We start from the raw sequence: 26,502 nt of genomic DNA on the forward strand, positions 1-26,502 counted from the left end.
CTTTCCATTTTAGAAATATTAATTTTTGATTGCAATTATATATATATTGTGCCCGAAAACCCAAATGAAATTTAGGATGAAAAAGACCATTACCCTTTTAGCATTATTATTTTCAGTATTTTCTTTTTACGCCCAAGACCCTAATATTCTTTGGCAGCGGACTATTGGCGGGAGTGAAGGAGATTTTTTATTAGCATCAAATAAAACGAGCGATGGAGGTTTTATTTTAGGAGGATTTTCGGAATCGGATATTTCTGGAGATAAAACTAACGCTAGTATTGGTCTCACTGATTTTTGGATAATAAAATTAGATAATGTACATAATATTGAATGGCAAAGAACAATAGGTGGTTTTTCGGATGATCGTCCATACTCAATTTCTCAAACTATTGATAATGGGTATATTATTGGAGGCATTTCTAATTCAAATATTTCTGGTGATAAAAGTGAAAATTGTTTAGGATTTACAGATTATTGGGTGGTGAAATTAGATGCATTTGGTGCAATAGAATGGGAAAACACTATTGGAGCTGGTGATGAAAATATTATAGACTATGAAATACTTGAATCCATATCCCAAACAAGTGACGGTGGTTACATGCTAACTGGTAGTTCCGATAATAATACATCTGGTGATAAAAGTGAAGATTCTAAAGGTAATGTAGATTTTTGGAGCATAAAGCTAAGCCCAACAGGAATTATTGAATGGGAAAAAACTATAGGAGGTTCTAACTTTGATGCTCCGCATGATATAATTCAAAGTAATGACGATGGGTTTATGTTAATAGGAAGTTCTAATTCCAACATCTCCGGTGATAAAACAGAAGACTCTCGGGGATCTCTAGACGTATGGATAATAAAATTAAATTCAACATTTAATATTGAATGGCAGAAAACAATTGGAGGAGCTGGCGGAGATGAAGGATATCGCATTAAGCAAACTGCCGATGGCGGATATATTTTAGGATGTAATTCAAATTCGGATATTTCTGGAGAAAAATCTGAAAATTCTTATGGCGATTTAGATTTTTGGATTTTAAAAATTGATAATGTAGGTAATATTGAATGGCAAAAAACAATTGGTGGTAATGATAGAGAACAAATAAAATCTATTTCACAAACAAATGATGGAGGATACATTATAGGAGGAATATCAAAGTCTAATCTTTCTGGCAACAAGACCGAAAATTCTCAGGGTGATGAAGACTTTTGGTTATTAAAAATCAATAATGTAGGGATAATTGAATGGCAAAACACGATAGGAGGAGCCAATTTTGATGGACTATATTCACTATTTCAAACTAATGATAATAGTTTTTTTCTAGGAGGATATTCAGCTTCAAATATTTCAGGCGATAAAACAGAAAACAGCAGAGGAGAAGCCGATTTCTGGATCATAAAACATGCCCAAACTTTAAGCCTTGAAGAAAACCCATTCAACACCGCAATAACCCTCTACCCCAACCCAACAACAAACACATTGCAACTTAACACCCAAGACAAAATAATTAACCAAATAAACATTTACACCATGACGGGCAGTAAAGTTTTGCAGTTGGATGTTGACAGTATTTCTCCAACCTTGGATGTTTCCAGCTTGGCTTCGGGGGTTTATTATATTCAATTTTATTCTGGAAAAAATGTAGCTTTAAAAAAGTTTGTAAAAAACTAATACAGAATTCAGAATTTTGAAAATCCATATCTTTATGCCATATTTCCCACACTTATGGAGAACAATCAAAAGCTCATGTCTAAAAAGAAGCCCGCGTATCCTATTTCGCCGGCGCTTTTAAAATACTTAACCCGTCACGGCCGCACCATTAAAATCCCAATTTATTACGACGATCTGTTGCGGTTTCAGGGCTCGGTAACGGTATATGACAAAAACGGGAAGGATACCTTGTGGGTAAGTGTTTATTATTCTGAATTTGAAACCGAAGAAATCAACCAGAGCTTAAAAAAAGTGTATTCCATTTTGCACTCTGATGGTGGCGATACCATTTTGCCATTCCTAAATATAGACCGTATAGATTTTTGCACTTTTGGTAATTCAAAACCCTTTAGAATAAAAGTGCGCAATATTCTAAACGACAATTACCTCTATTTCTACATTAAAAAAGCCGATGCCTCGCGTATTTACGGCCTGGAACTGGAAGATCTACTTTCGCCAAACCACATCAACTTTTTGGTTCGGAAAAACACGTTAATAGAGGAACACATTTCGGGCATTCCGGGAGACGATTTTATAAACAACCATTTAGAAGAATGCACTAAGCGCGATAAAGTAGAAATAGCCAAGGAATTTGTAAAGTTCAACGAACGCTGCTTCGTACGTTTACTAGGCGATATGCGCTCCTACAATTATGTTATGGTCCTTACCCACGATTTTGACCGAATTCAATATAGAATACGGGCCATAGATTTTGACCAACAATCTTACGAAGGCAATGCAAAAGTCTATAAGCCCCAGTTTTTAAAGGAAAACAACGAATTGGTTGAAATGACCATGGAACTACTCCACCAAACTTCCATAGACCAATATATAAGTGAAGAAAGATCCTTATTGGCAAAACGAGCCTCGAGCGAGAAAAAACGGTTAAAAGGCTTGATGTCCTGTATGAAAAACGACACTATTTCGCCACCAGAAAAAGTGGAGCAGTTACAAATGGATCTCTTCGCACTCACTGGCGATGTTAACTTTAAGAAAGCAGCTAATATGGGGCAGGTTCTGCAAAGTGCCTTAGAGTTTGTAATTCGTAATTATAAAAGTGAAAACCCTTATATTATAAGAAAGAAAAGAAGAGAGCAACGCGCACGCCAAAAACAAAAGAAGTAATGGATCTGGGAGCTATCTTCATTTTTACATTTTAAAATTATACTGTAAAGATTTTCACATTTTTACATTTTGGGGCATTGTGTTTTCTATCTTTATAGCCTTAATATTATCCTTTAAAAGTCCTTTTGATGAAAATACAAAAAGTTTTAGTCGCTAATCGTGGTGAAATTGCCATTAGAGTTTTACGTGCCTGTACCGAGATAAACCTTACCACAGTTGCAATTTACACGTATGAAGATCGCTATTCGCAACATCGCTACAAAGCAGATGAAGCCTACCAAGTTGGTGAAAACGACACCCCACTAAAACCTTATTTAGACGGAGACGCAATTATTGCCATTGCAAAAGCAAAAAATGTAGATGCCATTCATCCGGGATATGGATTTTTATCTGAAAACTCAGACTTTGCAAGAAACTGTGCAGCAAACGGAATTGTATTTATCGGTCCTGATCCTAAAGTAATGGATGCGCTTGGCGATAAGATTACTGCCAAGAAAATTGCAGAAGAATGTGATGTGCCAACTATTAAGAGCAATACGCAAAAGTTATCCTCTTTAAAAATTGCACTTTCTGAAGCTAATGCCATTGGCTATCCGGTAATGCTAAAAGCTGCCGCCGGTGGAGGCGGAAGGGGAATGCGGGTAATACGATCTGACGAAGACTTGCAGAATAACTTTGAATCTGCCAAAAATGAATCGCTAACCGCTTTTGGAGACGATACTATGTTTCTTGAAAAATATGTTGAGAACCCCAAGCATTTGGAAGTTCAAATTGTAGCTGATAACCACGGTACCATTCGGCATTTATTTGAACGTGATTGCTCGGTTCAACGCAGGCATCAAAAGGTTGTTGAAGTTGCACCTTCTTTTAATATTTCAGCACAGGTTAAAGAACTGCTCTATAAATACGCGGTTAAAATAGCTACAGAAGTAAAGTACAACAATGTTGGGACCGTAGAGTTTCTGGTAGATGCCGAAGACAACGTATTTTTTATTGAAGTGAATCCAAGGATTCAAGTGGAACATACCGTTACCGAAATGGTAACTGGAATAGACTTGATAAAAACTCAAATATTTATTGCTGGCGGCTATAAACTAAGTGACAAGCAGATAAAAATTTATGATCAGGACACTCTGGAAACCTATGGTTTTGCCATGCAGTGCCGGATTACAACTGAAGATCCAGAAAACAACTTCACCCCAGACTACGGCACCATAACTACGTATAGAAGCGCCGCGGGGATGGGAATTCGACTAGACGCTGGTAGCATTTATCAATCGTATAGCGTGAGTCCGTTTTTTGACTCTATGCTTGTAAAAGTTTCGGCACATGGAAGAACTTTAGACGGAGCCGGCCGGAAAATGGTGCGTGCCCTAAAAGAGTTTAGAATTCGCGGGGTAAAGACCAATATCCGTTTTCTTCAGAATGTAATACAACACGATACCTTTAAAAGTGGAGCAGCCACGGTTAACTTTATTGCCAATACCCCAGCACTTTTCGAATGGAAATTACCCCAGGATCGTACCTCAAAAATTGTAAATTATTTAGGTGAAGTAATTGTAAACGGAAACCCTGATGTAAAAAACATAGACAAAAACAAAGTATTCAGAACTCCAAAAATTCCAAAAGTTGAAGGAGTAAACGGTTATCCAAAAGGAACAAAAGACCTACTTACCGAAATGGGTCCAGAGAAATTCTGCGCATGGCTAAAAGACGAAAAAAAGATTCATTACACAGATACCACCTTTCGCGATGCCCACCAATCATTGTTAGCTACACGAATGCGAACTTACGATATGCTGCAAGTAGCCGAGAGTTTTGCCAAGAACCATCCCAATACATTTAGTATAGAAATGTGGGGCGGCGCCACTTTCGACGTCGGTTTACGGTTTTTACATGAAAGTCCGTGGACCCGTCTGCGCGAACTCCGGAAACTGATGCCGAACATTCTTTTTCAAATGCTTCTTCGCGGTTCTAATGGAGTGGGTTATAAAGCATACCCCGATAATTTAATCGAGAAGTTTATTGAAACCTCTTGGGAAAACGGAATTGATGTATTTAGAATATTCGATTCGTTAAACTGGGTAAAGGCCATGGAACCCAGCATCAATTATGTAAGAAATAAAACTGGCGGAATTGCAGAGGCAGCTATTAGCTACACTGGCGATATCCTTGACCCAAAAGAAACCAAATACACCTTAAAATACTACACCCAACTGGCAAAAGATCTTGAAAACGCTGGTGCTCACATGATTGCGATAAAAGACATGGCTGGTCTGTTAAAACCTTATGCCGCCAATGAATTAGTTTCGGCATTAAAAGACACTGTCAATATTCCGTTGCATTTGCACACACATGACACTTCATCTATACAATCTGCCACCTATTTAAAGGCTATTGAAGCTGGCGTAGATGTGGTTGATGTAGCTTTAGGAGGCCTATCTGGGCTTACCTCGCAACCCAACTTTAACTCGGTAGTTGAAATGATGCGAAACCAAGAGCGCGAACACCAATTTGATATCCCGACGCTCAATTCATTTTCAAATTATTGGGAAGATGTACGCGAAGTATATTATCCGTTCGAGTCTGGCCTAAAAGCAGGAACGGCCGAAGTTTATCAGCACGAAATTCCAGGAGGACAATATTCAAATTTACGGCCCCAGTCTGAAGCGCTCGGACTTGGCGATCGGTTTGGTGAAGTAAAGAAAATGTATGGTTTGGTTAATAAAATGTTTGGGAATCTTATAAAGGTTACTCCAAGTTCTAAAGTAGTTGGCGATATGGCTATTTTTATGGTTACCAACAACCTGTATCCTGACGATATTATGGAACGCGGCGAAGACATTTCGTTTCCCGAATCTGTCATCAATTTTTTTAAAGGAGATTTAGGGCAGCCATTGGGTGGATTCCCGAAGGAACTTCAGCGAATTATCCTTAAAAATCAAACTCCTTACACCGACCGGCCGAATGCCCATTTAGAGCCTATAGATTTTAAAACGGAATACGACGTGTTTAAAAAGAAATTTCAAAAAGGCTTTTCCCGCCCCATTGAATTTGAAGATTTCCTTTCCTATAGCCTATATCCACGAGTTTTTGAGGATGCTCACGAAAAATATAAGTTATACGGAAACACGGCTATTCTCGCTTCTACAAACTTCTTTTACGGCATGAAACTTCAGGAAGAAGCCATTATAGAGCTAGAGGAGGGTAAATCGGTTATTGTAAAGCTGCTCTCTGTGGGTATTCCAAATGAAGAAGGAATCCGGATTGTATTCTTTTCGGTAAATGGCGAAAACCGATTTGTTGAAATTAAAGACAAGTCTATTGAAGTTAAAAAGGAAGTCCATATTCAAGCTGACGAAGAAGATGTGAATCAATATGGCGCACCCTTGCAAGGAAGTCTTTATAAGGTTTTAGTAAAGAAAGGTCAAGAAATAAAGAAAAACGACCACCTTTTTATAATCGAGGCCATGAAAATGGAAACCACCATTACCGCCAATAATGCAGGAAAAGTTAAATCGGTTAGCTTAGAACCTGGAACAATGGTAATGAAAGGCGATTTGATATTGACACTTGAATAAGCTTATGATGAAATCCAACGACCTGCAAGGTATGAGCGAGGAACGAGCGATCCTTGTAGGTCTATTGAAATGAAATTGAAGCTTAATAACAGCTTGCAACACCAATAAAACGTAAATTTTTTCAACAACAAGATACTTTCTCATAGCTCTACCCGCTCACCGCTAATCTCTTCTTACTATTTTCATCCCACCGCTTGTTTTTCAAATAAATAACACTACATTTGCACCCCTCTTAGGCAAAATTATGTCTTAGGGTGAGAAAACAATGATTTATTAACGATTGACAAAGAACTAAATGGATACATTAAGTTACAAAACAGTATCTGCTAACAAAAACACCGTTGTAAAAGAATGGTTGGTAGTAGATGCGGACGGGCAAGCATTGGGTCGTCTTGCAAGCGAAGTTGCTAAATTACTTCGCGGTAAGCACAAACCAAGTTTCACCCCGCACGTAGATTGCGGTGATAACGTAATTGTTATCAACGCCGGAAACATAAACCTTTCCGGAAACAAATGGGCAGACAAAACCTACATTCGTCACACTGGATATCCTGGTGGACAACGTAGTCTTAACGCTACAGAATTGTACAAAAAAGACCCTGCAAGGCTTGTTGAAAAAGCTGTAAAAGGAATGCTCCCAAAAAATAAATTGGGCGCGGAAATGTTCAGAAACCTAAAAGTGTATGCAGATGCAAATCACGGACAGGAAGCACAGAAACCTAGAACTATTAACCTTAACGACAACAAGTAATGGAGACAATTCATAAAATAGGCAGAAGAAAAACCGCTGTTGCACGTGTTTACCTAAAAGAAGGTAAAGGAAACATCACGATCAACAAGCGCGAGTTGAACAACTACTTTACTACTGGAACCCTTCAGTATAAAGTAAAGCAAGCTTTAATGCTTACTGAAAACGAAGACACTTTCGATATTTCGGTTAACGTATTTGGCGGTGGAATTACTGGTCAGGCAGAAGCAATTCGCCTTGCTCTATCCCGCGCAATGTGCGAACTTAATGACGAAAACCGTGGAATCTTGAAGCCAGAAGGTTTATTAACAAGAGACCCAAGAATGGTAGAACGTAAGAAATTCGGTCAGAAGAAAGCTCGTAAGAAATTTCAATTCTCTAAGAGATAATTATTTAGTTATAGAGTTACTGAGTTATTTAGTCGGTTTTTTCAAACTACGCAAGTAATAACTCAGTAACCTAATAACTTTTTACCCAAGTTCATAATCAATATTAATTAAAAAAAGCTGTTATCTACACGCTTCGTAGCTTCAGGGAAGGAGAATTCTCTTTCGCCAAAGCTTCAGACGATGTAGAAGTTAGTTTAGCATCTAAACCAAAGCTCTGTTTTGTGCTCCCATAGCGTCAGCGAAGGAGTACCCATTAAAGAGCCGGTTGCTATCCTTTCACAGAACGTAAACTAAAACAAAAATGGCAGAAAAAGTAGTAGTAAAAGACTTACTAGAAGCTGGTGTGCATTTTGGCCACCTAACCCGCAAATGGAATCCGAACATGGCCCCGTATATCTATATGGAGCGTAACGGAATCCACATTATCAACCTTTACAAAACCGCTGCAAAAATTGAAGAAGCCAGTGAGGCTCTTAAGAAAATTGCAGCCAGTGGTCGCAAAATCCTTTTTGTAGCTACAAAAAAGCAAGCAAAAGACATAGTTGCTGAAAAAGCAAAGGCGGCAAACATGCCCTACATCACAGAAAGATGGCCAGGTGGTATGCTTACCAACTTTGTAACTATCCGTAAAGCGGTTAAAAAAATGTCTTCTATTGATAGAATGAAGAAAGACGGAACTTTCAACACGCTTTCCAAAAAGGAGCGTTTGGCAGTAGATCGTCTTCGTGCTAAATTGGAAAAAAACTTAGGTTCTATTTCAGATATGAGCCGTCTTCCCGCAGCACTTTTTGTTGTAGATACAACCCGTGAGCATATTGCAGTTGCCGAAGCACTAAAATTGAACATTCCAATTTTCGCAATGGTAGATACAAATAGTGACCCACGTATAATAGACTATATAATTCCATCTAATGACGATGCTTCAAAATCTATTGAGAGCATTATGAGCTTTGTTTCTGAAGCAGTTATCGAAGGTCTTGCTGAAAGAAAAGCAGGAGGAAAAGATAAGAATGACGAAGAAAACATGAAAAAGGCTGCTAAAAAAGATAAGCCGGCAAAGCCAGCTAAAAAAGCTGCTGAAGTTCCATCTACTGATAAAGAAGATGTAGAAGCGATGAAGGAAGCTAAGGAGCCTGTTCGTCAGAAGTCTAAGAAAGAAGTTCTTAAAGAAGAAGAATAATTTCGATTTTTAAAAATCTGAAAGTCGTTTGGTTCTTTTCTATATTGAAAATAAATTAAACGACTTTTTTTAATATTAAACCTAAAACTTTATACAAATGGCAAAAATAACAGCCGCAGAAGTAAACAAACTAAGACAAGCCACAGGTGCCGGAATGATGGACTGTAAAAAGGCTTTGGTTGAGGCAGAAGGAAATATGGAAGAGGCAATTGCTATCCTTAGAAAAAAAGGACAGAAAATTGCTGAAAAAAGAGCAGACCGCGATTCTAGTGAAGGGGTTGCCGCTGCAAAGATAAATAGCGACAGTACAAAAGGTGTTATCATTTCTTTAAACTGTGAAACGGACTTTGTTGCCAAAAACGACTCGTACGTTGAAATGGCAAACAAAATGGCCGAAATTGCTTTGGGTACATCTTCAAAAGATGAGTTTTTAGCTGCAGATTTTGACGGGATGACCGTTTCAGAAAAATTGACCGAACAAACTGGTGTAATTGGAGAGAAAATAGAAATCGGTGGTTTTGAAATCTTAGAAGCCCCATTTGTAGGTTCTTATGTTCACGTTAACAAAATTGCTGCCCTTACCGGTCTTTCAAAAGCAGTTGATAATGCAGACGAGTTAGCAAAAGACATTTCTATGCAAGTTGCTTCTATGGGAGCCACTACGCTATCTTATAAAGATTTTGACCCTGAATATGTTGCGTCGGAAACCGAAGCACGTATTGCAGAAATTGAAAAAGGGAATATTGAATTAGGACGTTTAGGGAAAACCAAAAAGAATGTTCCTCAATTTATTTCCAGATCACAATTGACCCCAGAAGTTTTGGCAAAAGCAGAAGCAGATGCAAAAGCTGAATTGGAAGCTGAAGGAAAACCGGAAAAAATCTGGGACCGTATCCTTCCTGGTAAAATGGAGCGTTTTATTAGTGACAACACTACATTGGACCATGAAAAAGCATTGCTTGACCAAAATTTCATTAAAGACGAAAAGAAAAACGTTGCCGAATACGTAAAAACATACGGCGATGTTGAAGTAGTTGGCTTTAAGAGAGTTTCTTTGGCTTAAGCTTTAAACACTATTATATATTAAAAAGAGGCTGAAATCAATCAGCCTCTTTTTTTTGTAAGCTTTGACAAAGTTCAAAACTTTGTCAAAGTTGATAGTTCTACGTTTTCCGACATCACTCCTATCACTCCTTTACAATCTTTTTTACCAGTTGTTTTCCTTCGAAAGAAATTACGGCCATATAAATTCCAAGAGTTAAATGGCTTAGATCCATTTCGGATTTTTCAGCTAAAGGTGTTACGTCTATAACCTTCCTTCCCATAAGGTCATAAATCTGGACGGCATCAATTTGAAAAGGAGCATCAAGGCTTATCCTGTTATTTGTAGGGTTTGGGTATAATTTTATTTCGGCCTGTTGTAAATCCTCAAGGCCAAGATTTGTATTTACCCCAAAAATAGTTTCATAAGTATTCCCCCCAAATTCGGCCGTGATAGTATAAACGCCGTCCATCCACGAACTCTCAACCGGAAAGTTCCATTCGGCCCAAGCTGCCGTGTAATCTGGCCAGGTAGAGTCAAAATTATAATCATAAAGAATGCTATCGTCCGGTTTGGTAACCGTAATATGTGTTCTGGCATCGGTTTGTAAATCGCGATAGAAAATTCGGAAACGTATTGTTTCATTTGGCAGAAAATTAAGCTCTTCGTACGTGTTCTCGGTAATTCCGCAATCGGTATCAAAATTGTCTGAATTGTGAGTAGAGAGCGTTAATATCTCTGGAATAAAATAATCCGGTTGTTCTGCCCACCAGGTTTCAGTATTCATACTGTTGCAAGGGCCTGCGTAAGGGTCTATTCTATCGCCATTAGCATCAAACACCTCAAAATGTAAATGGGGAATATCACTACTTCCAGAACTTCCCGCGCCACCTAAATATTCGCCTTGGGCCACGGAATCGCCTACATTTTTATTGGTAATCGCTCCACTTTTAAAATGCCAATACCAAGTTTGTGAACCATCGGCATGTTCTAGAATAATTCCATTCCAGTTCGGATTTCCATTGTTGGTACAGTTTCTATCAAAATTGCCATCTTCTTTTTGAATAATTACCCCAGGAGCTGCAGCGATAACCTCCATTACATCGTCGTCCATTTTCTTCCATGGATAGGGCCATACCACATAATCAGTACCACCGTGATTACCCGAAACCCAGTCGTAGGTGCGTTCACCACAGTTGTAATCCAGCAAATTACCGTTTGCAACCGGGTCGTGATCTACTTGATTAAACAAAGAATAGTACCCATAGTCTTCAAAGCCATCTTTTGGCCGAAGCGGCAAGGTAAATAGTGGATGTGTAGTGGTTCGTTGCTGAAAAGCATCTGGATTATTATCAAGAATTATCTGTCTGTTAGCTTTAATATCTTGTAATACCGCCTGCCTTTGTTCATCTGAAATACAAGTTGTTATATCCATAGTGATAGGATGAAACGAAACCGGGGTTGGCGGCAATTTACTTTCTTTATTTTGAGCCAAGGTCACGGTTGAAAATAGTAACAGTACATAAAATAGTTGTGATTTCATAATTATAAGGTTTTAAGGATTTATTGTGTGTTTCTTATATTAACATCGCAGCCCTATAAAGCATGTCATCAAAAAAAGCGTGAAAAATTCAAGTTCTTTTAAAGAATTTAGCACAAACTACTTTTATTGATTATCCTTAGCGCATCAAATATTTTAGTTATTTTTGAGCCAGCAAATCTCAATTATGCAATACAAAAGAATTCTTTTAAAACTTTCCGGCGAAGCCTTAATGGGTAATCAACAATATGGAATTGATCCACTTCGTATTAAGGAATACGCACAAGAAATAAAACAAATAACCCTAAAGGGAGTAGAAGTAGCCATTGTTATAGGCGGCGGAAACATTTTTAGAGGTTTAGCAGGAGCAAGTAGCGGAATGGACCGCGTTCAGGGCGACCACATGGGTATGCTCGCAACGGTCATTAACGGCTTGGCGCTGCAAAGTGCCTTAGAAAATGAAGACGTGCCTACCCGATTGCAAAGCGCAATTAACATCAATGAAGTTGCCGAACCTTTTATAAAAAGAAAAGCAATACGCCATTTAGAAAAAGGACGGGTGGTTATTTTTGGCGGTGGCACGGGCAACCCCTACTTTACTACCGATTCTGCAGCCGTTTTACGAGCCATTGAAATTCAGGCGGATGTTATCTTAAAAGGTACTCGCGTAGATGGCATTTACACCAGCGATCCTGAAAAAGATAACCTTGCTACAAAATTTGATTTTATCAGTTTTGAAGACGTACTACAAAAAGGCCTTAAAGTAATGGACACAACTGCGTTTACTTTAAGCCAGGAAAACGAGCTTCCAATTATTGTTTTTGATATGAATACCCAAGGAAACTTATTAAAAGTTGTTTCCGGAGAAAAAATTGGAACAAAAGTAAATTTGTAAGACCAAGCTCAAGTTGACGAATATTTTGTTTTATTTGTAATATTGTTATATTTAACCCATCATCCCTTGGCACAGTTAACAAGCAAAGTAGAAGTGCAATAAAAGGGTTGAATTTTAATTACTATGGAAGAAGAAATAGATTTCTTAATTGACAGCACAAAAGAAGCTATGGCAAATGCCATAAAACACCTTGAAAAACAACTGGCAAACATTCGTGCCGGAAAAGCATCACCTTCTATGGTTGGTAGTGTTATGGTAGATTATTACGGCAGCCCAACCCCATTGAGTCGAGTTGCCAATGTAAACACACCCGACGGCATGACCATTTCCATCCAACCTTGGGAAAAATCATTGATTCCTGAAATTGAGCGCGGTATTCACCTTGCAAATTTAGGCTTTAACCCTATGAACAATGGCGAAAGCGTAATTATTAATGTTCCGCCATTAACCGAGGAACGAAGGAGAGAGCTATCAAAACAGGCAAAAGCTGCCGCTGAAGAAGCTAAAATTGGCGTTCGAAACGATCGTAAAAACGCAAATAACGAACTCAAAGACTTAGATGTTTCAGAAGATCTTCAAAAAAGCCTAGAAAACGATATTCAGGAAATTACAGACCAACATATCAAGAAGATTGATGCAATATTGGCTCAAAAAGACAAGGAGATTATGACGGTTTAACCCAGACGTAATTCGCAATATAATAAAGCGGTTCAAATACCGCTTTATTATATTTTAAAGTCAATAACGTCAGCCTTTTCAATTCTATGCAAAAACTCTGCTTCCTCTTTTTATTTTTTAATGGGTTTTTGATCTATGCACAAGTTCCTGCAATAAAAACAGGAAAGGACACAATTTCAACAATCGAGCAGAAATTAGAGCATCCTCTTTCCACAGGTTACTTTCCCATAGCCTTTTTTGACGTTGATCTTAAAACCTTAATTAAATACAACAACTACGAAGGTTTTAGAATTGGAATAGGCGGCCTAACAAATGATAAGCTATTTGAAAAATATAAATTTGGAGGTTATGTAGCTTACGGCTTTAAAGACCGTGCGTTAAAATACAGTCTGGGCGGAAGCGCACGTGTAAATAAGGAAAAAAAAGCCTGGATAAGCCTTTATTATGCAGACGACATTAAGGAAATAGGAACGTCTGACTATCTTACCGATGCCCGCGTGTATTCTCTTTTTGAACCAAGACTAGTTAATATTACCCAGTTTTATAAATACAAAAAGTGGAATGCCAATATTGCCAGTGAGCTTTCGCCTAAAATACTTTCAGAATTTCGCATAGCTCACAGCCAAATTGAAAATGTTGAAAGCTATTATTTTATAAATGATGGCGTGCCTTTTAGAGACTATAGCCTGGCCGAAGCCACCCTCTCTTTCAGAATAAGCCCAAAAACAAATTTTTTCACGAACGAAGATGGCACCAAAGAATATTTTGACGGCTTCCCAAAAATAAGTGCACAAGTAACGCAAGGGCTTAAAGGCATTGCCAACAGCGATTTCAACTATACCAAATTCACCTTAAAGCTTGATTATTTTATAAAGCGCACAAATCTTTCCTCAACCAGTATTTTGCTGGAAGGCTCCTTGGCAACAGGCGATGTGCCTCTAACGCATCTATTTCACTCCTACCCCAACCAACCTAATAAGGCGAAGATAAGCGATCGCTTTTCGGTAGCTGGCGTACATAGTTTTGAAACCATGTATTTTGGCGAATTTTTTTCAGATAAATTAACAAGCCTTCAAATTAAACACAGTTTACGAAGATTTAAACTATCAGAAAACTGGAAACCCGAACTTGTTTTTGTTACGCGACATGCTTGGGGAGATATGGCCAATACAGACCGTCATTTTGGGATTCCTTTTAATACCTTAGATCAGCTATACAGCGAAAGCGGTCTGGAAATAAACAAAATTGTATTAGGCTTTGGCCTCAGTGCCGCCTATCGTTATGGATATTACCACTTGCCAAAGTTTGAAGATAATATTTCGTTCAAGTTTACTTTTAACTTGAAAATCTAGTTGTAAAACCTCAGTTTGCTTCCTTCCTTAAAACTAACATTTGCAATTACTCCTCTTGGCTGTAATCATCGTACAGGAAGTTATTATATGGAAAACGCGTAATATGTATTTCTTTCACTTTTTCATATAGCACTTTTCTGAATTCATCAAAATTTTCCTTGTTTAATGCCGAAATAAATATAGCGTCACCGTTTGACTTTGCCATCCAGGTTTGTTTCCATTCCTCTAAAGTGTTATGAGCTTCAGTCTTTTCGGTTATTAGATCATCGGCATCAATTTTTTCGGGATGATAGGCGTCAATTTTATTAAAAACCATTACCATTGGCTTGTCTACGCAATCAATTTCTTCTAAGGTTTTATTGACAGAATTAATATGGTCTTCAAATGAAGGGTGGCTAATATCAACCACATGCAGCAATAAATCGGCTTCGCGAACTTCATCTAACGTACTTTTAAAAGATTCAACCAAAGATGTAGGCAGCTTTCTAATAAAACCAACGGTATCGGTTAAAAGGAAAGGCAAGTTCCGCAATACAACTTTCCGAACGGTGGTATCTAAGGTAGCAAAAAGCTTATTTTCGGCAAAAACCTCACTTTTACTAACCGCATTCATCACGGTAGATTTCCCCACGTTTGTATAACCCACCAGTGCCACACGTACCAAAGCGCCGCGGTTACCCCTTTGCACTTCCATTTGGCGGTCTATTTTCTTCAATTTATCTTTTAGCAATGAGATTCTATCGCGAACAATCCGTCTATCGGTTTCAATTTCACGCTCACCAGGACCACGCATTCCAATTCCACCGCGCTGGCGTTCCAAGTGCGTCCACATACCGGCCAGTCTAGGCAATAGATATTCATACTGCGCCAATTCTACTTGCGTACGGGCATAACTGGTTTGGGCACGTTGCGCAAAAATGTCAAGAATCAAGTTGGTTCTATCTATTATTTTGCATTGAAGGATTTTTTCAATATTTTTTTGTTGTGCAGGAGAAAGTTCATCATCAAAAATGGCAACGCCAACCTCGTGTTCCTTCACATAATCTTTAACTTCGTCCAATTTTCCCGTTCCTATAAAAGTTTTAGGGTTTGGCACATCCATTTTTTGGGTAAATCGCTTTAAGACCTCACCCCCAGCCGTATAGGCCAAGAACTCCAATTCGTCTAAATACTCCGTTGATTTTTCCTCATCTTCATATTGTGTAATCAGCCCGATTAACACTGTATTTTCATAAGAAATGTTTGTTTGTTCAATCATATATTCTCATTAGGTTTAGCGCCTTGGTTAAATCTTAATACTATAAGGTAGCACAAAAGCCGCACAACTGCAAATGTACAAAACACAAGGAAAGGATTTTCTGTACTTTGGAAGCAATTAACATCGTTTTTCATTAAAACATTGCATCTAGGCCTTATCATCAAAAGAATTAGAATACAAAAATTAATAATTATAGCATTTTATAAGTATCACCAAGAGCAGAAGACTTGTCGTCTTTTTATAACTCAATAAATTAATTAAGCGCTGAGGTTCTTATTTTTCATAAAAATTGACTATTTTCGTGTTAAATAATAGTTAATGCACAAAAATTTACATTCACTACAAAAAAAACTTTATGAATAAAAAATTACCTCTCTATTTACAGAGTTGTCTTCAATTTTTTAAAGCCAACTTGAGAACGCAAGCTCTCGCGATTTTTAGTTTTTTCTTATTATCATTTTCTGCATTTGCGCAAGGACCTGGATGTCCTAACGTATTTGCTGGGGAGGATATTGAACTAGAACCAGGCGAACTTTGTACAGATATAACCGCGAGTTATCTGGAAACTGGAGAAACCACTAGTTATGCGGTTTCTTCCATCCCTTTCGACCCACCCTTCCCTTCTACAGGGGGTACACCGGTGTCAGTAAACACAGACGATGTATGGTCTGATGCAATTGACTTACCGTTTGACTTTTGCTTTTTTGGTGAAACCTATACCGAAATGGTAATTGGCTCGAACGCAGTAATTTCCTTCGATTTAGCGAATAACACTCCTGGAGGGTATTGCACTTGGTCGTTTGACGAATCTGTTCCAGATCCAGGGTTATTTTCAGCAGCAATCTTTGGACCCTTTATGGATGTAGATCCATCAATATCAGGTTCTGGCAATATAAATTGGACTGTTTTTGGGGAAGCACCATGCCGAACTATGGTAGTTAACTTTCCAGGGGTACCATATTATAGTTGTAACGACCTTTCCTTAACATCGCAAGTAGTTATTTACGAAACCACCAATGTGGTAGAAGTATATATAGAAGAAAGATCAGACCAATGTACTTGGAATGACGGAAACGCTGTTGTAGGTATCCAAAACGAAGGTGGTACCGAAGGCTTCACGCCTCCAGGAAGAAACACCGGAAACTGGAGTGCCTCAAACGAAGCTTGGCGCTTTACACCAGATGGTGATTCTAATGTAGATTTTTCATGGTTAGATGCTGATGGTACTTTTATCAGTGACGAGCGAACTATTAATGTTTGCCCAACTGAAGCCACAACCGTTTATACAGCTCAAGCTATCTACACCAACTGTAATGGCGATGTGGTAACTGAAACCGATGATATTACAGTTACAAAACCAGACTCCTTTACGGTAGATCTTGGAGAAGACCAAGAATTCTGTGATGTACCAAGTTATGAAATTACGGCAGAAATTACAGATGGTAACCCAGCTGAAGCCACATTCTTATGGAGCACAGGCGAAACTACCCAAAGTATAACCGTAACTACATCTGACACGTATTCAGTAGATGTTACTATTGGCGATGTTACTGTTACCGATTCCGTAGTTGTTATTTTTAACGAATTACCCCAAGTTGATTTGGGAGCTGACATTGAAACATGTTTTGCAGAACCTGAAATTCTTGACGCTGCTCCTTCAAATTACAACCCTGAAGATGCTACTTATGTATGGAGTCTAAATGGTGAGGTAATCGTAGAAGCGTCGGGCTCAACACTCACTGCCACAGATTATGGAATTTATAGTGTAGATGTTGATGTGGCCGGTTGCGCTACCAGTGACGAGATAGAAATTCTAGCTCAAGATGACCTTGTTGTTACTGTTGATGATGATTTCCAGACTTGTCCAAAAGAAGGGCATACACTAACTGCCAAAACCAGAGAAAGCGATGCTACGTATCAATGGTATCTAAATGGTGACCTTTTACCTGGTGAAACCAATAGTACGGTAGACATTATGATAGGTGAAGGAACAATGGGAGCCCAAACGTATTCTGTTGTAATTTCGTCTGGCGGATGTACAGGTACAGATTCAGTAGATGTAAGTCTATACGATCTTACAAATTGTGTTATCACCCAAGGAATTTCACCAAACGGCGATGGGTATAATGATTCTTTAGAACTTAGCTGGTTAAACGACCGAAGTGGAATCGTTAAGCTTAAAATCTACAACAGATATGGAACTTTGGTTTTTGACCAACGCAATTATAGCAACCAATGGAATGGCCAAACCAATAGAGACAACGAGCTCCCAACGGGAACCTATTTCTATGTTATTGATCTTAAAGAAGTAGATGCTGTTTATGGAGGACGAACTACCGGCTGGATTTACCTAAACCGGAAAGCAAACTAGACGCAAAACTTCTTTCTAACTATCAAAATAGATAAATATGAAATGCCCATTAACACAACTCAAAATAAAAACAAGATGAATTTTTTGGGCATTCCATCTTCCATTTTATAAAATATTTTCTACAGATGAAAAAACATATATATAGCTTAATAGTATTGATGGCAGTATTGCTATTTCAAGACGCTCAGGCTCAGCAAGACCCTCAATACACACAATACATGTACAATATGAATGTGGTAAATCCCGCCTATGCAGGATCAAAGGAAAGCCTTTCCTTTACCGCACTCTACAGAGATCAATGGTCAAGTTTTGATGGCCATCCTATTAGTTTCGCTTTCGCGGCACATTCACCCATTAGTGATAGAGTAGGTGTTGGTGTCTCAGCCATTAGAGATGAAGTGGGACCAGTACAAGAGACCAATGTTTATGCAGATTTCTCATATACTGTGCCCGTAAGTAATACCATAAAACTTGCGTTGGGGCTTAAGGCAGGAGCAACATTCCATAAGGTGGGACTCTCAGGCTTGGAACTACAAGATCCGAATGACCCGTTCCTTTCTGAAGATATAAACAATACCTACCCTAATGTTGGTGCTGGTGCTTTTTTATATGGCAACGCCTTTTATGTAGGTATATCGGTTCCTAACATGCTCAAATCGGTTCATTTAGACGAAAACGGTATCAAGTACGGCTCTGAGGTAAACCATTATTTTGCCACAGCTGGTTATATTTTTGATATCAATAAGAACCTAAGAATAAAGCCTTCTATTATGGCAAAAGGAGCTGGTGGCGCACCAACTTCGTACGACATGAACGTGAATGCTCTATTTTACAACACTTTTGAACTAGGAGTATCTTACAGACTTGAGCAAACATTTAGCGGCCTAATTGGCTTTCAGCTAACCGACAACATTAAAGTTGGTTATGCTTATGATCATGTTTCTGGAGGACTCTCAGCAATTGCACGAACTTCTCACGAAGTGTACTTTGCCTTTGATCTATACTTTAAACCAAGAGTATTACGTTCGCCAAGATTCTTCTAATAACAAAAAAAACTTCATATAATATGAACAAGATTTATACAATACTATTACTGATAGCAGTTAGTACCTCTATGGTAACTGCCCAAAATCGTAATACAAAAAAAGCCGATCAAAAATATGATCGCCTTCAATATACTGAAGCTACAGAGGCTTATAAAAAACTCTTAGATGAGGGTGAAAAAACTACCTATGTATATGTGCGTTTAGCGAATAGCTACTATTTTGTAAACGACACCAAGAATGCCGAAAAATATTATGTAAAGGCCATAAATGACGAAGGTATTACCTCTGAAACCGTTTATAATTATGCTCAAACCTTAAAAGCCAATGGCAAGTTTGAGGAATACAACAAATTTATGAGATTGTTTTCTAAAATGGTTCCTGACGATTCTCGTGCTGTGGCATTTATGGAAAACCCAAACTACCTTCCTAAAATTATGGATCGGGATGCTCAGAAATATTTTGTAACCAATCTTAAGGATTTAAATTCAAAGTATTCTGATTTCGGCGGAACTGTTGTAGGAAACGATTTCTATTTTAGCTCAGCAAGAAATATTACCGGAAAAGTTTACGGGTGGAACGAAGAACCCTATTTAGAGATTTATAAAGGTACCGTTTCTGCCAATGGCGAGGTAAAAAATGCGAAGCTTCTAAAAGGAGATGTAAACACAAAATACCATGAAAGTTCTGTGGCTATAACTGCAGATGGAAAGCGAATGTATTTTGACCGAAACGATTACTACGGTGGAAAATACAAGAAAAACTCGCAAGGTATAAACCAACTAAATATATACTACGCCGAAAATGTAAATGGTACTTGGAGCAACATCCAACCTGTACCTTTTAACGATAAGGAATATTCCAACAGCCACCCAGCGCTTAGCCCAGACGGAAAGACGCTATACTACTCAAGCAACCGTCCAGGAGGCATTGGAAATGCAGACTTGTATAAGGTAGAAATAAAAGAAGACGGTACCTTTGGAGTGCCTGAAAACTTAGGCAACACCATTAACACGGAAGGGAACGAAGGTTTTCCATTTGTAGATTCTGACGGTACCCTATATTTTAGTAGTGATGGACACTTGGGCATTGGCGGTTTAGACGTTTATTCAGCTAAAGCAGAAAACGATGCATTTGCAAAACCTGAAAACCTGGGTATAGGCGCCAATAGTAGCGCAGATGATTTTGCCTTTATCTACAACCCAGAAACTAAAATAGGTTATGTTTCTTCTGACAGGTTAGGCGGAAAAGGATCTGATGATATTTACTTGATTGGAAAAACAGACGCTGTGGAGCTTAATGTTTTGGTTGTAGATGCAAACACCAATCAACCGTTATCAGGGGCCCGTGTAGCTTTATACGACGATCGTGAGAATAAGCTAAAATCGCAAGATACAGATACAGAAGGAAAAACCATGTTAGCCATAGATGGTAGCCAAAATCATGTGGTGCAAGCATTTATGGACGGCTATGAAAGCAATTCGGAAACCGTTCCTTCAACCGATGAGAGTGAGGTGAACGTACGTATAGCACTTCGTCCAATTGATGAAATTGTTGAAGATGATATGGTAAAATTAAACCCTATCTTATTTGACTTTGACAAACACAACATCAAGCCACAAGCAGCTTTTGAATTAGATAAATTAGTACAACTAATGGAGAAAAATCCAGATATGGTAATCAAAGTAGAAGGTCATACAGATAACCGTGGCTCTGACGCTTACAACATGGATCTATCTAATAGACGTGCTAAAAGTACTGTACAGTATGTACTGTCTAAAGGAATTGCAAAAGACAGAATTAGTGGAGAAGGTTTCGGCGAAAGCAGACCAGCCATTGATTGTGCTCCAAATTGCACCAGAGAACAGCACCATAAAAACAGACGTTCAGACTTTATTGTGGTGAAGAAGTAGAGATAAACTTCTTAACGGTTTCAATTAAATAACCAACCGAAAACCTTCGCAGATTCGAGAAATCGATTATTGCGAAGGTTTTTTTAATTCAATGTTGTTCTCAAGGATTATCAACAACCGAAATATTATCTATTTGGTACGTCGTGTTGGTGCCACCGCTAGAAGATCCTAAATATTGAAAGGCGATATGAACTGTTTCTCCAACATAAGCCGACAGATTAATCGGCCCTGAAAATGTAAATTCGGGTCCATATCCATCGGTATGGCCTGTTGAAATAATGGCATTCAAACTAGTCCAGTCTGTAGTAGTAACATCACCCGTAAAGTTTGTAGTTAATTTAAGCATTAAGCCATCGCCATTGTAATACCCATCATTGGTATCAAAAGTTAATATTGGAGCAGAATTAGCCGGCAAAATCAACCCTGGAGTAACCATCCAAACTTCGCAAGGGTTTTCACCAGAGCTTCGCGCCGTTACTTGCGCATAATTGTTTAAATTAAATTCCAACACTTCATATACCGTAGCTCCACCATTTACATTAACGTTGGTCCAGCCTTCAATATCAACCGGAATGTCAGTACCCGAATTATGACCTTCAAAATCCTGTAAAAAAGGCAACTCAAGAATAGATCCCGTCCCACCTTGATTACAGCGTTCTCCATTCATTTCAACATCATCAATATCACGTATAAACAACTGCATATCGTTATTAAACCTACTCAATACCGCAATTAAAGAACCATTGCCTTCCGGAAGTAACAAACCTTTATAATCAGAATATCCGCTTGTTCTTAACATTATGGTTTCCGCTTCACAGTTTTCCAACTGCCTATTTACACTATAGGTATTGCTTGGGTTTCCATAATGTGCAACTCCTGCCAAACCATCAGGAAATTGAACATTTTCCAGTTTAATGAGGGTATTTAAAAGTTCAGGATTTGTATCGGGGTCGTTAACTTCAGATATCTCAACCGTGCTCGGAACAATCTCTACTTTTTCAGTAGAACGGAAAATTCGAGATTCAAAATCTTCAATATTGATACGTCCAACTTCATCACCATCTTGTATCCCAATTGTAGGGAGGCCAGCATATTCGCCTATATAAAGTCCATCAACCCTAAAATAAATTTTACGGCCTGGTTCATATTTAGTATAAAGATTGGTAGCCTCAGTGGAAAGAGCCACACCAGCAGTTGGGTTCTGGGGAGCATCTTGAATAACCAAAGATTTGTAGAAATTACCCGTTTCGTCATTAGAGACTACATAAGCCTCTAAGTACAAGGGCCTATTAGATCCATCTCCGGCTTCAATAATTTTAGGCTCATAGCCGCGATAAATATCCTTTACTGCAACCAGGTTCGTATTTACGTCAATATTTGGCTCCTCAACATTTATTTCAGGAATAGCATAATCGTCATCGTGAACACACGAAACAATTAGGATTCCTATAAAAAATAAAAAGCCAGTAAGTTTTATGTTACTTATATGCTTCATAGCTATAGCTTTAAAAGTTCTTCTTCAGTTAAAATCGGACGTATAGGTTTATATAATATGTGGTTCCGTAACCGTACCAGTATTTTGAACCAAACACGCGAGTATCATTTGCAGCGTCTTCTGAAAGTGTTCGATAATTAGCGTTTCTCCCCTGTTCAAAGCCGCCTGTTTTATACTTTTTGTCCAAAATATTACCGACCGTAGCAAAAAAACCAACGTAATAGCCTTTGATTCTCCATGACTTTCCACCCACAACATTTACCAATAGATAGTCGTCAAAACGTTCCTGTTTTAGCAGTTCTCTAGCCAATTGCGGGTTGTAATCATTAAACGGCATACCATCTGTATCTAAATAAAAATTCTCTGTTCGGGTTAGGGGTGAAATACTCACATACGCATGAGAAAAATAGTTTGCAGTGGTTCCAAACCACCAAAAACCTGGATCGCGATATTCAAACCCAAGTTGAAATGCTTGTTGCGGACCACCCGAAATATTATAATCTTTAAGAAATGATTTACCATAGAACTGAGGTTCGTCCAAATCATCAGAGGTTAGGTACAAATTCGGGTTATTGTCATAGATGTTTTCACCGTAAGCAGCCGCTGCTTTCAATTTTATGGCGGGCGTTACCTGAGCTTCAACCCCTAATTCTGCGCCTAGGTATTTTTTATCAATATCAGTAAGCACTTCTTGAACAAAAGCCGTTGAGGCCGAGCGCCCAGGAACCGAAATTCCGTCTGCATAATAAAACGAAATCTCAGAAGCATCTTGCATTAAGGTATAATAACCGGTTAATCTAGCCTTCACTATTGGGGTTCGGAAGATGTAGCTTCCATCCATATTAATGTATTTCTCTTCAGATAAGCCAATTACAGTGGCATTGTTTTGGCGCGAATTTGAAAAAGAATTTCGCAGACTTGGGGGATCTGTAAAATAGGCGGTATTAATATCTAGAATATGCCGTCCGGAAATTTTATAAGTAGCGCCAGCCTTTACACCGTAGGTTGTAAAATCCAGTTTTTCACTTTTACCGAAGGAATTATTATCTGCTGGATACGAACCATTTCTATACAATCCATTTCTTTGATAGGAAGTCTTTCCCAGCTTACCCGCCAAATAGAAATCTGTTGTTGCGTAAGAAAACTGCGCTTGTACAAATCCACTATAGTCTGTAGCATCAATATCAAAATGATATTTAAAGGTATCACCTTCCCCAACCACTCTATCGGGGTTGTTTAAATCGTTTTGAGCAGCATCACCGGCATTGAAAGAGTCAATGTCTAAATAACCGTTTCCGCCCAGCAAATCAATCATATAGGCGAAATTGGAAGACTTTAAATTTCGATAATTAAATGAAGTATTCAATAAAATATTTTCGTTTAGCTGCGACCGTAAAATAGAGTTTGCTGAAATTTTTGTATCGTCATTTCTGTCTTCATATAAATAATAGCGCGAAGTACCGCCGTATAAAATATTGGTTTCATAAAGCGCATGCCAATCTATTTGCCCATCGTTCACAAAAGTGGAATAGGCTTGGTACGCGCCCTCATAATTCGGATTAATGGAATTCCTCAAAAAGTAACTGGGCAGTTTTTTGTAATAGCTAGGATCTGGATTGGGGGCATTATCATAGCCTAAACGGCTGTTGCCAGTCTTTCCAAACTGATACGCCAAATTGGTGTTGAGCTCTGTATTTTTTGAAATATTCCAAAAATGATTAAGCATTACTATTGGCTCTTGTACTTGCTTAATCCTTGAATTGCGAATTTCCCCTTCTTGTTTCCCCCAGTATGAATTATAGCGCGTATTTTTAAGGTCGTACACTTCCTGCGTGTTAGGGGAAACTTTCCCCCTCCGATTTGGCGTATAAAAAGCAGTAAGGTTTAAACTATGGGTATCGTTAAACTTTCGTTCTACCGAAGCAAAAAACGAATTGGCGTCATACAGACTGCCTTCTTTATACCCCTCTTTACCATAACGCCTTGCCACCAATACGGAATACGCCCAACCGCCTAAAGACATCCCGCTATTATAAAAACCAACAAGCCTACCGCGGTAACTTCTATTACTAGAAGCGTATGAAACTCGACCACCTTCACGATATTGAGAGGCACGCATAATAATATTTGTTGTTCCGGCAAGATCCCCAAAACTGTAGTCATTGGCCGAAAGCCCCATGGTAAACATCTGATTGCGCTGCGCATCGTTAAGTCCACCCCAATTACTCCATAGCGGCCTACCGTTGTATAGTTTGTTCATTTCCAATCCGTTGATAAGCACTTTTCCATTTTCGGAATTATAGCCTCTTGGTCTAAAAAAAGTAGTGCTAAAATCATAGGCGGCTGCAGTAAGAAACACATCTTTAGAAGCCTGAAGCAAACCTGCCACGGTACTAGACGTGCCCTCATCGTTGTCTAGCTGTTCATCGGAAAGACTGATAACTCCAATTAATGATTCAACTTCTTGCAGATCTACTTCCATCAGGATGGACTTTAAGTTAATTGGAGCCTCATTCTGAATAGTAACAGGTATTTGTAAGCTAATATACCCCGTCTTCGAAATTTTTAGAATCTGTTCTCCCTGTGGTAAGTCTTGTTGAAAAAAGGAGAAGGCACCATAAGCATCGGTGCTGGAAGTGAAATTACTGTTTTTGATGCTGACGACAACATCTGGTAATGGTTCAATTGAATGCTTGTCATATACCTTGCCCGATATAATAGCATCTTGAGCATAGGCTGGAAACCCAACTAACAAAATAACATATATTACAACAACAGCACGTTTCATTTGTTTTTGTGGTTTTATACATTACTTTATTATTAATTTATTGGTAAATCTACATTATTTTAACCTATTAAGCTAATTTTCAGCTAAATACATTACATTTACCTTTATTTACAAAACCAAACATGAATTCTCTTCTTCATATTTTAGGCGCTTTCCTCCTTTCCATATTTACAATATATGGGCAGAATGGGCAGTCGTATAAAATAGTTACTGTTGCGTTTTATAATGTTGAAAATCTATTTGATTACGAAGATGATCCGCTTACTTTTGATGATGATCGTACTCCTGAAGGAAAAGACCGCTGGACCAAAACCATTTATGAAGCAAAAGTGAAGAACACCGCCAAAGTGATTGCAGATATCGGATTTGATGTTACGGGCAGTCCCCCAGGCTTGATTGGTGTTTGCGAAGTAGAAAACCGTCGTGTACTTGAAGATCTTGTAAATGAACCTGTACTCGTAAAGCAAGATTATGGTATTGTGCATTTTGACAGCCCAGACCGCCGCGGAATTGACGTAGCATTACTCTATCAAAAAAAGTTATTTACCCCAACCAACTACCAAGCGCATGAACTCCTTATATACCAGGATCATGACAAGTCAAAACGAATTTACACACGAGATCAACTTGTAGTAAGCGGTATGCTTGACGGGGAGAAAATACACCTTATCGTGAACCATTGGCCTTCCCGTTATGGCGGCGAAAAACGAAGCAGACCAAAAAGACTTAAAGCGGCAAAACTAAACAGACGGATAATCGACTCCCTATTTAGCGAAAATCCATATGCAAAAATAATAACTATGGGCGATATGAATGACGACCCTACCAGCCCAAGCATCAAGAAAGAACTAAAAACAATAAGGAGAAAGGAGAGCCTAAAGCTGAAACAATTGTACAATCCAATGGAGAACATGTATAAAAAAGGCATGGGCTCGTTAGCGTATCGCGATGCCTGGAATCTATTTGACCAGATTATACTATCAACCGCATTTAATAAAAAGGACTATACAACCTACCAATTTTACAAAGCCGGAATTTTCAACAAGAACTATTTAAAGACACCGCGTGGGAAATATAAGGGATATCCTTTCCGAAGCTTCGTCAATGGATATACCGGCGGCTATAGCGACCATTTTCCAGTATATGTATATTTAATAAAAGAAAAGGTTTCAGAATAATAGCGTCCTAAACGTTCACAAGGAAACCATTGAAAGCCTTTGTTTAATGGGGCTTTAGAGATAATATGAAGCTTAGGGGCTGTAATTCAGAATTCCTGTTTTTTGGCCTATCGAAAATTTATCGTAAAATTTGAAGTGAAGTTCCCGTAAAATTTTAGGCTGTTTGAGCCAGCAAAGATAATCATCAAAGCAATGGATTTAAAGGCGAGTTCCTA

The 26,502-nt window shown here is 38.5% G+C and carries 18 protein-coding genes; 14 read left to right on the top strand and 4 right to left on the bottom strand.

Annotated elements, in window-relative coordinates:
• The first annotated feature begins 76 nt into the window (after positions 1-76).
• The 7 genes from QPK98_RS09335 to tsf all read left to right on the top strand — a co-directional run bounded on the left by QPK98_RS09335 (position 77) and on the right by tsf (position 9,797).
• Positions 77-1,672 carry a T9SS type A sorting domain-containing protein gene (locus QPK98_RS09335; protein ID WP_310992984.1) on the top strand — a complete coding sequence of 532 codons (1,596 nt, stop codon included), beginning with the start codon at positions 77-79 and terminating at the stop codon, positions 1,670-1,672.
• Between the two features lie 75 nt (positions 1,673-1,747).
• Positions 1,748-2,836, top strand: coding sequence for a hypothetical protein (locus tag QPK98_RS09340; RefSeq protein ID WP_310992986.1), 1,089 nt, complete (start codon positions 1,748-1,750; stop codon positions 2,834-2,836).
• Positions 2,837-2,964: 128 nt separating this feature from the next.
• Positions 2,965-6,417 carry a pyruvate carboxylase gene (locus tag QPK98_RS09345; protein ID WP_310992987.1) on the top strand — a complete coding sequence of 1,151 codons (3,453 nt, stop codon included), beginning with the start codon at positions 2,965-2,967 and terminating at the stop codon, positions 6,415-6,417.
• A 295-nt stretch (positions 6,418-6,712) separates the two neighbouring features.
• On the top strand, positions 6,713-7,168 hold the full coding sequence (gene rplM, locus QPK98_RS09350; RefSeq protein ID WP_310992988.1) for a 50S ribosomal protein L13: 456 nt from the start codon (positions 6,713-6,715) through the stop codon (positions 7,166-7,168).
• Positions 7,168-7,554, top strand: a complete 387-nt coding sequence (gene rpsI / locus QPK98_RS09355; protein ID WP_310992989.1) for a 30S ribosomal protein S9 — start codon at positions 7,168-7,170, stop codon at positions 7,552-7,554. Before rplM ends, rpsI begins: the two co-directional genes overlap by 1 nt.
• 301 nt (positions 7,555-7,855) lie before the next feature.
• Positions 7,856-8,734, top strand: a complete 879-nt coding sequence (gene rpsB, locus QPK98_RS09360) for a 30S ribosomal protein S2 (protein ID WP_310992990.1) — start codon at positions 7,856-7,858, stop codon at positions 8,732-8,734.
• 97 nt (positions 8,735-8,831) lie between these two features.
• Positions 8,832-9,797: a translation elongation factor Ts gene (gene tsf / locus QPK98_RS09365; protein ID WP_310992991.1), complete on the top strand. Its 966-nt coding sequence runs from the start codon at positions 8,832-8,834 to the stop codon at positions 9,795-9,797.
• A 124-nt stretch (positions 9,798-9,921) separates the two neighbouring features.
• Here tsf and QPK98_RS09370 read toward each other — a convergent pair whose 3' ends face one another.
• The gene (locus QPK98_RS09370) at positions 9,922-11,319 is read right to left on the bottom strand and encodes a T9SS type A sorting domain-containing protein (RefSeq protein WP_310992992.1); all 1,398 of its coding nucleotides are present in this window, start codon (positions 11,317-11,319) and stop codon (positions 9,922-9,924) included.
• A 184-nt stretch (positions 11,320-11,503) separates the two neighbouring features.
• Between QPK98_RS09370 and pyrH the strand changes: the two genes are divergently transcribed.
• From pyrH to QPK98_RS09385, 3 genes are all read left to right on the top strand, one after another.
• Positions 11,504-12,211 carry a UMP kinase gene (gene pyrH / locus QPK98_RS09375; RefSeq protein ID WP_310992993.1) on the top strand — a complete coding sequence of 236 codons (708 nt, stop codon included), beginning with the start codon at positions 11,504-11,506 and terminating at the stop codon, positions 12,209-12,211.
• 123 nt (positions 12,212-12,334) lie between these two features.
• The gene (gene frr / locus QPK98_RS09380) at positions 12,335-12,889 is read left to right on the top strand and encodes a ribosome recycling factor (RefSeq protein WP_310992994.1); all 555 of its coding nucleotides are present in this window, start codon (positions 12,335-12,337) and stop codon (positions 12,887-12,889) included.
• An 86-nt stretch (positions 12,890-12,975) separates the two neighbouring features.
• A complete protein-coding gene (locus tag QPK98_RS09385) occupies positions 12,976-14,241 on the top strand; it encodes a DUF5686 family C-terminal domain-containing protein (RefSeq protein WP_310992995.1) in 1,266 nt (421 codons plus the stop codon).
• Between the two features lie 46 nt (positions 14,242-14,287).
• On the opposite strand, the gene hflX is transcribed toward QPK98_RS09385, so the two are convergent.
• On the bottom strand, positions 14,288-15,499 hold the full coding sequence (hflX, locus tag QPK98_RS09390) for a GTPase HflX (RefSeq protein ID WP_310992996.1): 1,212 nt from the start codon (positions 15,497-15,499) through the stop codon (positions 14,288-14,290).
• A 355-nt stretch (positions 15,500-15,854) separates the two neighbouring features.
• Here hflX and QPK98_RS09395 point away from each other — a divergent pair, with 355 nt between their 5' ends.
• From QPK98_RS09395 to QPK98_RS09405, 3 genes are all read left to right on the top strand, one after another.
• Positions 15,855-17,870, top strand: a complete 2,016-nt coding sequence (locus QPK98_RS09395) for a T9SS type B sorting domain-containing protein (protein ID WP_310992997.1) — start codon at positions 15,855-15,857, stop codon at positions 17,868-17,870.
• 125 nt (positions 17,871-17,995) lie between these two features.
• Complete coding sequence (locus QPK98_RS09400; protein WP_310992998.1) at positions 17,996-18,913, top strand: PorP/SprF family type IX secretion system membrane protein; 918 nt, start codon at positions 17,996-17,998, stop codon at positions 18,911-18,913.
• A gap of 23 nt (positions 18,914-18,936) precedes the next feature.
• Entirely contained in the window at positions 18,937-20,826 is a 1,890-nt protein-coding gene (locus QPK98_RS09405; protein ID WP_310992999.1) for an OmpA family protein, read from the top strand.
• Between the two features lie 100 nt (positions 20,827-20,926).
• On the opposite strand, the gene QPK98_RS09410 is transcribed toward QPK98_RS09405, so the two are convergent.
• Complete coding sequence (locus QPK98_RS09410; RefSeq protein WP_310993001.1) at positions 20,927-22,321, bottom strand: DUF5689 domain-containing protein; 1,395 nt, start codon at positions 22,319-22,321, stop codon at positions 20,927-20,929.
• Positions 22,322-22,349: 28 nt separating this feature from the next.
• Positions 22,350-25,109 (bottom strand): carboxypeptidase-like regulatory domain-containing protein, encoded by a 2,760-nt coding sequence (locus QPK98_RS09415; RefSeq protein WP_310993003.1) that lies wholly within the window; start codon positions 25,107-25,109, stop codon positions 22,350-22,352.
• Positions 25,110-25,231: 122 nt separating this feature from the next.
• Between QPK98_RS09415 and QPK98_RS09420 the strand changes: the two genes are divergently transcribed.
• The gene (locus QPK98_RS09420) at positions 25,232-26,287 is read left to right on the top strand and encodes an endonuclease/exonuclease/phosphatase family protein (RefSeq protein ID WP_310993004.1); all 1,056 of its coding nucleotides are present in this window, start codon (positions 25,232-25,234) and stop codon (positions 26,285-26,287) included.
• Positions 26,288-26,502: the final 215 nt, after the last annotated feature.

Source organism: Aequorivita marina (assembly GCF_031631895.2).
Classification (GTDB): Bacteria; Bacteroidota; Bacteroidia; order Flavobacteriales; family Flavobacteriaceae; genus Aequorivita; species Aequorivita marina.

Coding starts and splice junctions, on each gene's coding strand:
- QPK98_RS09400 (WP_310992998.1), top strand. CDS start 17,996: ATGAAAAAACATATATATAGCTTAATAGTATTGATGGCAGTATTGCTA.
- QPK98_RS09345 (WP_310992987.1), top strand. CDS start 2,965: ATGAAAATACAAAAAGTTTTAGTCGCTAATCGTGGTGAAATTGCCATT.
- QPK98_RS09340 (WP_310992986.1), top strand. CDS start 1,748: ATGTCTAAAAAGAAGCCCGCGTATCCTATTTCGCCGGCGCTTTTAAAA.
- QPK98_RS09410 (WP_310993001.1), bottom strand. CDS start 22,321: ATGAAGCATATAAGTAACATAAAACTTACTGGCTTTTTATTTTTTATA.
- rpsB (WP_310992990.1), top strand. CDS start 7,856: ATGGCAGAAAAAGTAGTAGTAAAAGACTTACTAGAAGCTGGTGTGCAT.
- QPK98_RS09370 (WP_310992992.1), bottom strand. CDS start 11,319: ATGAAATCACAACTATTTTATGTACTGTTACTATTTTCAACCGTGACC.
- rplM (WP_310992988.1), top strand. CDS start 6,713: ATGGATACATTAAGTTACAAAACAGTATCTGCTAACAAAAACACCGTT.
- QPK98_RS09420 (WP_310993004.1), top strand. CDS start 25,232: ATGAATTCTCTTCTTCATATTTTAGGCGCTTTCCTCCTTTCCATATTT.
- pyrH (WP_310992993.1), top strand. CDS start 11,504: ATGCAATACAAAAGAATTCTTTTAAAACTTTCCGGCGAAGCCTTAATG.
- QPK98_RS09395 (WP_310992997.1), top strand. CDS start 15,855: ATGAATAAAAAATTACCTCTCTATTTACAGAGTTGTCTTCAATTTTTT.
- QPK98_RS09405 (WP_310992999.1), top strand. CDS start 18,937: ATGAACAAGATTTATACAATACTATTACTGATAGCAGTTAGTACCTCT.
- QPK98_RS09415 (WP_310993003.1), bottom strand. CDS start 25,109: ATGAAACGTGCTGTTGTTGTAATATATGTTATTTTGTTAGTTGGGTTT.
- hflX (WP_310992996.1), bottom strand. CDS start 15,499: ATGATTGAACAAACAAACATTTCTTATGAAAATACAGTGTTAATCGGG.
- frr (WP_310992994.1), top strand. CDS start 12,335: ATGGAAGAAGAAATAGATTTCTTAATTGACAGCACAAAAGAAGCTATG.
- QPK98_RS09335 (WP_310992984.1), top strand. CDS start 77: ATGAAAAAGACCATTACCCTTTTAGCATTATTATTTTCAGTATTTTCT.
- QPK98_RS09385 (WP_310992995.1), top strand. CDS start 12,976: ATGCAAAAACTCTGCTTCCTCTTTTTATTTTTTAATGGGTTTTTGATC.
- rpsI (WP_310992989.1), top strand. CDS start 7,168: ATGGAGACAATTCATAAAATAGGCAGAAGAAAAACCGCTGTTGCACGT.
- tsf (WP_310992991.1), top strand. CDS start 8,832: ATGGCAAAAATAACAGCCGCAGAAGTAAACAAACTAAGACAAGCCACA.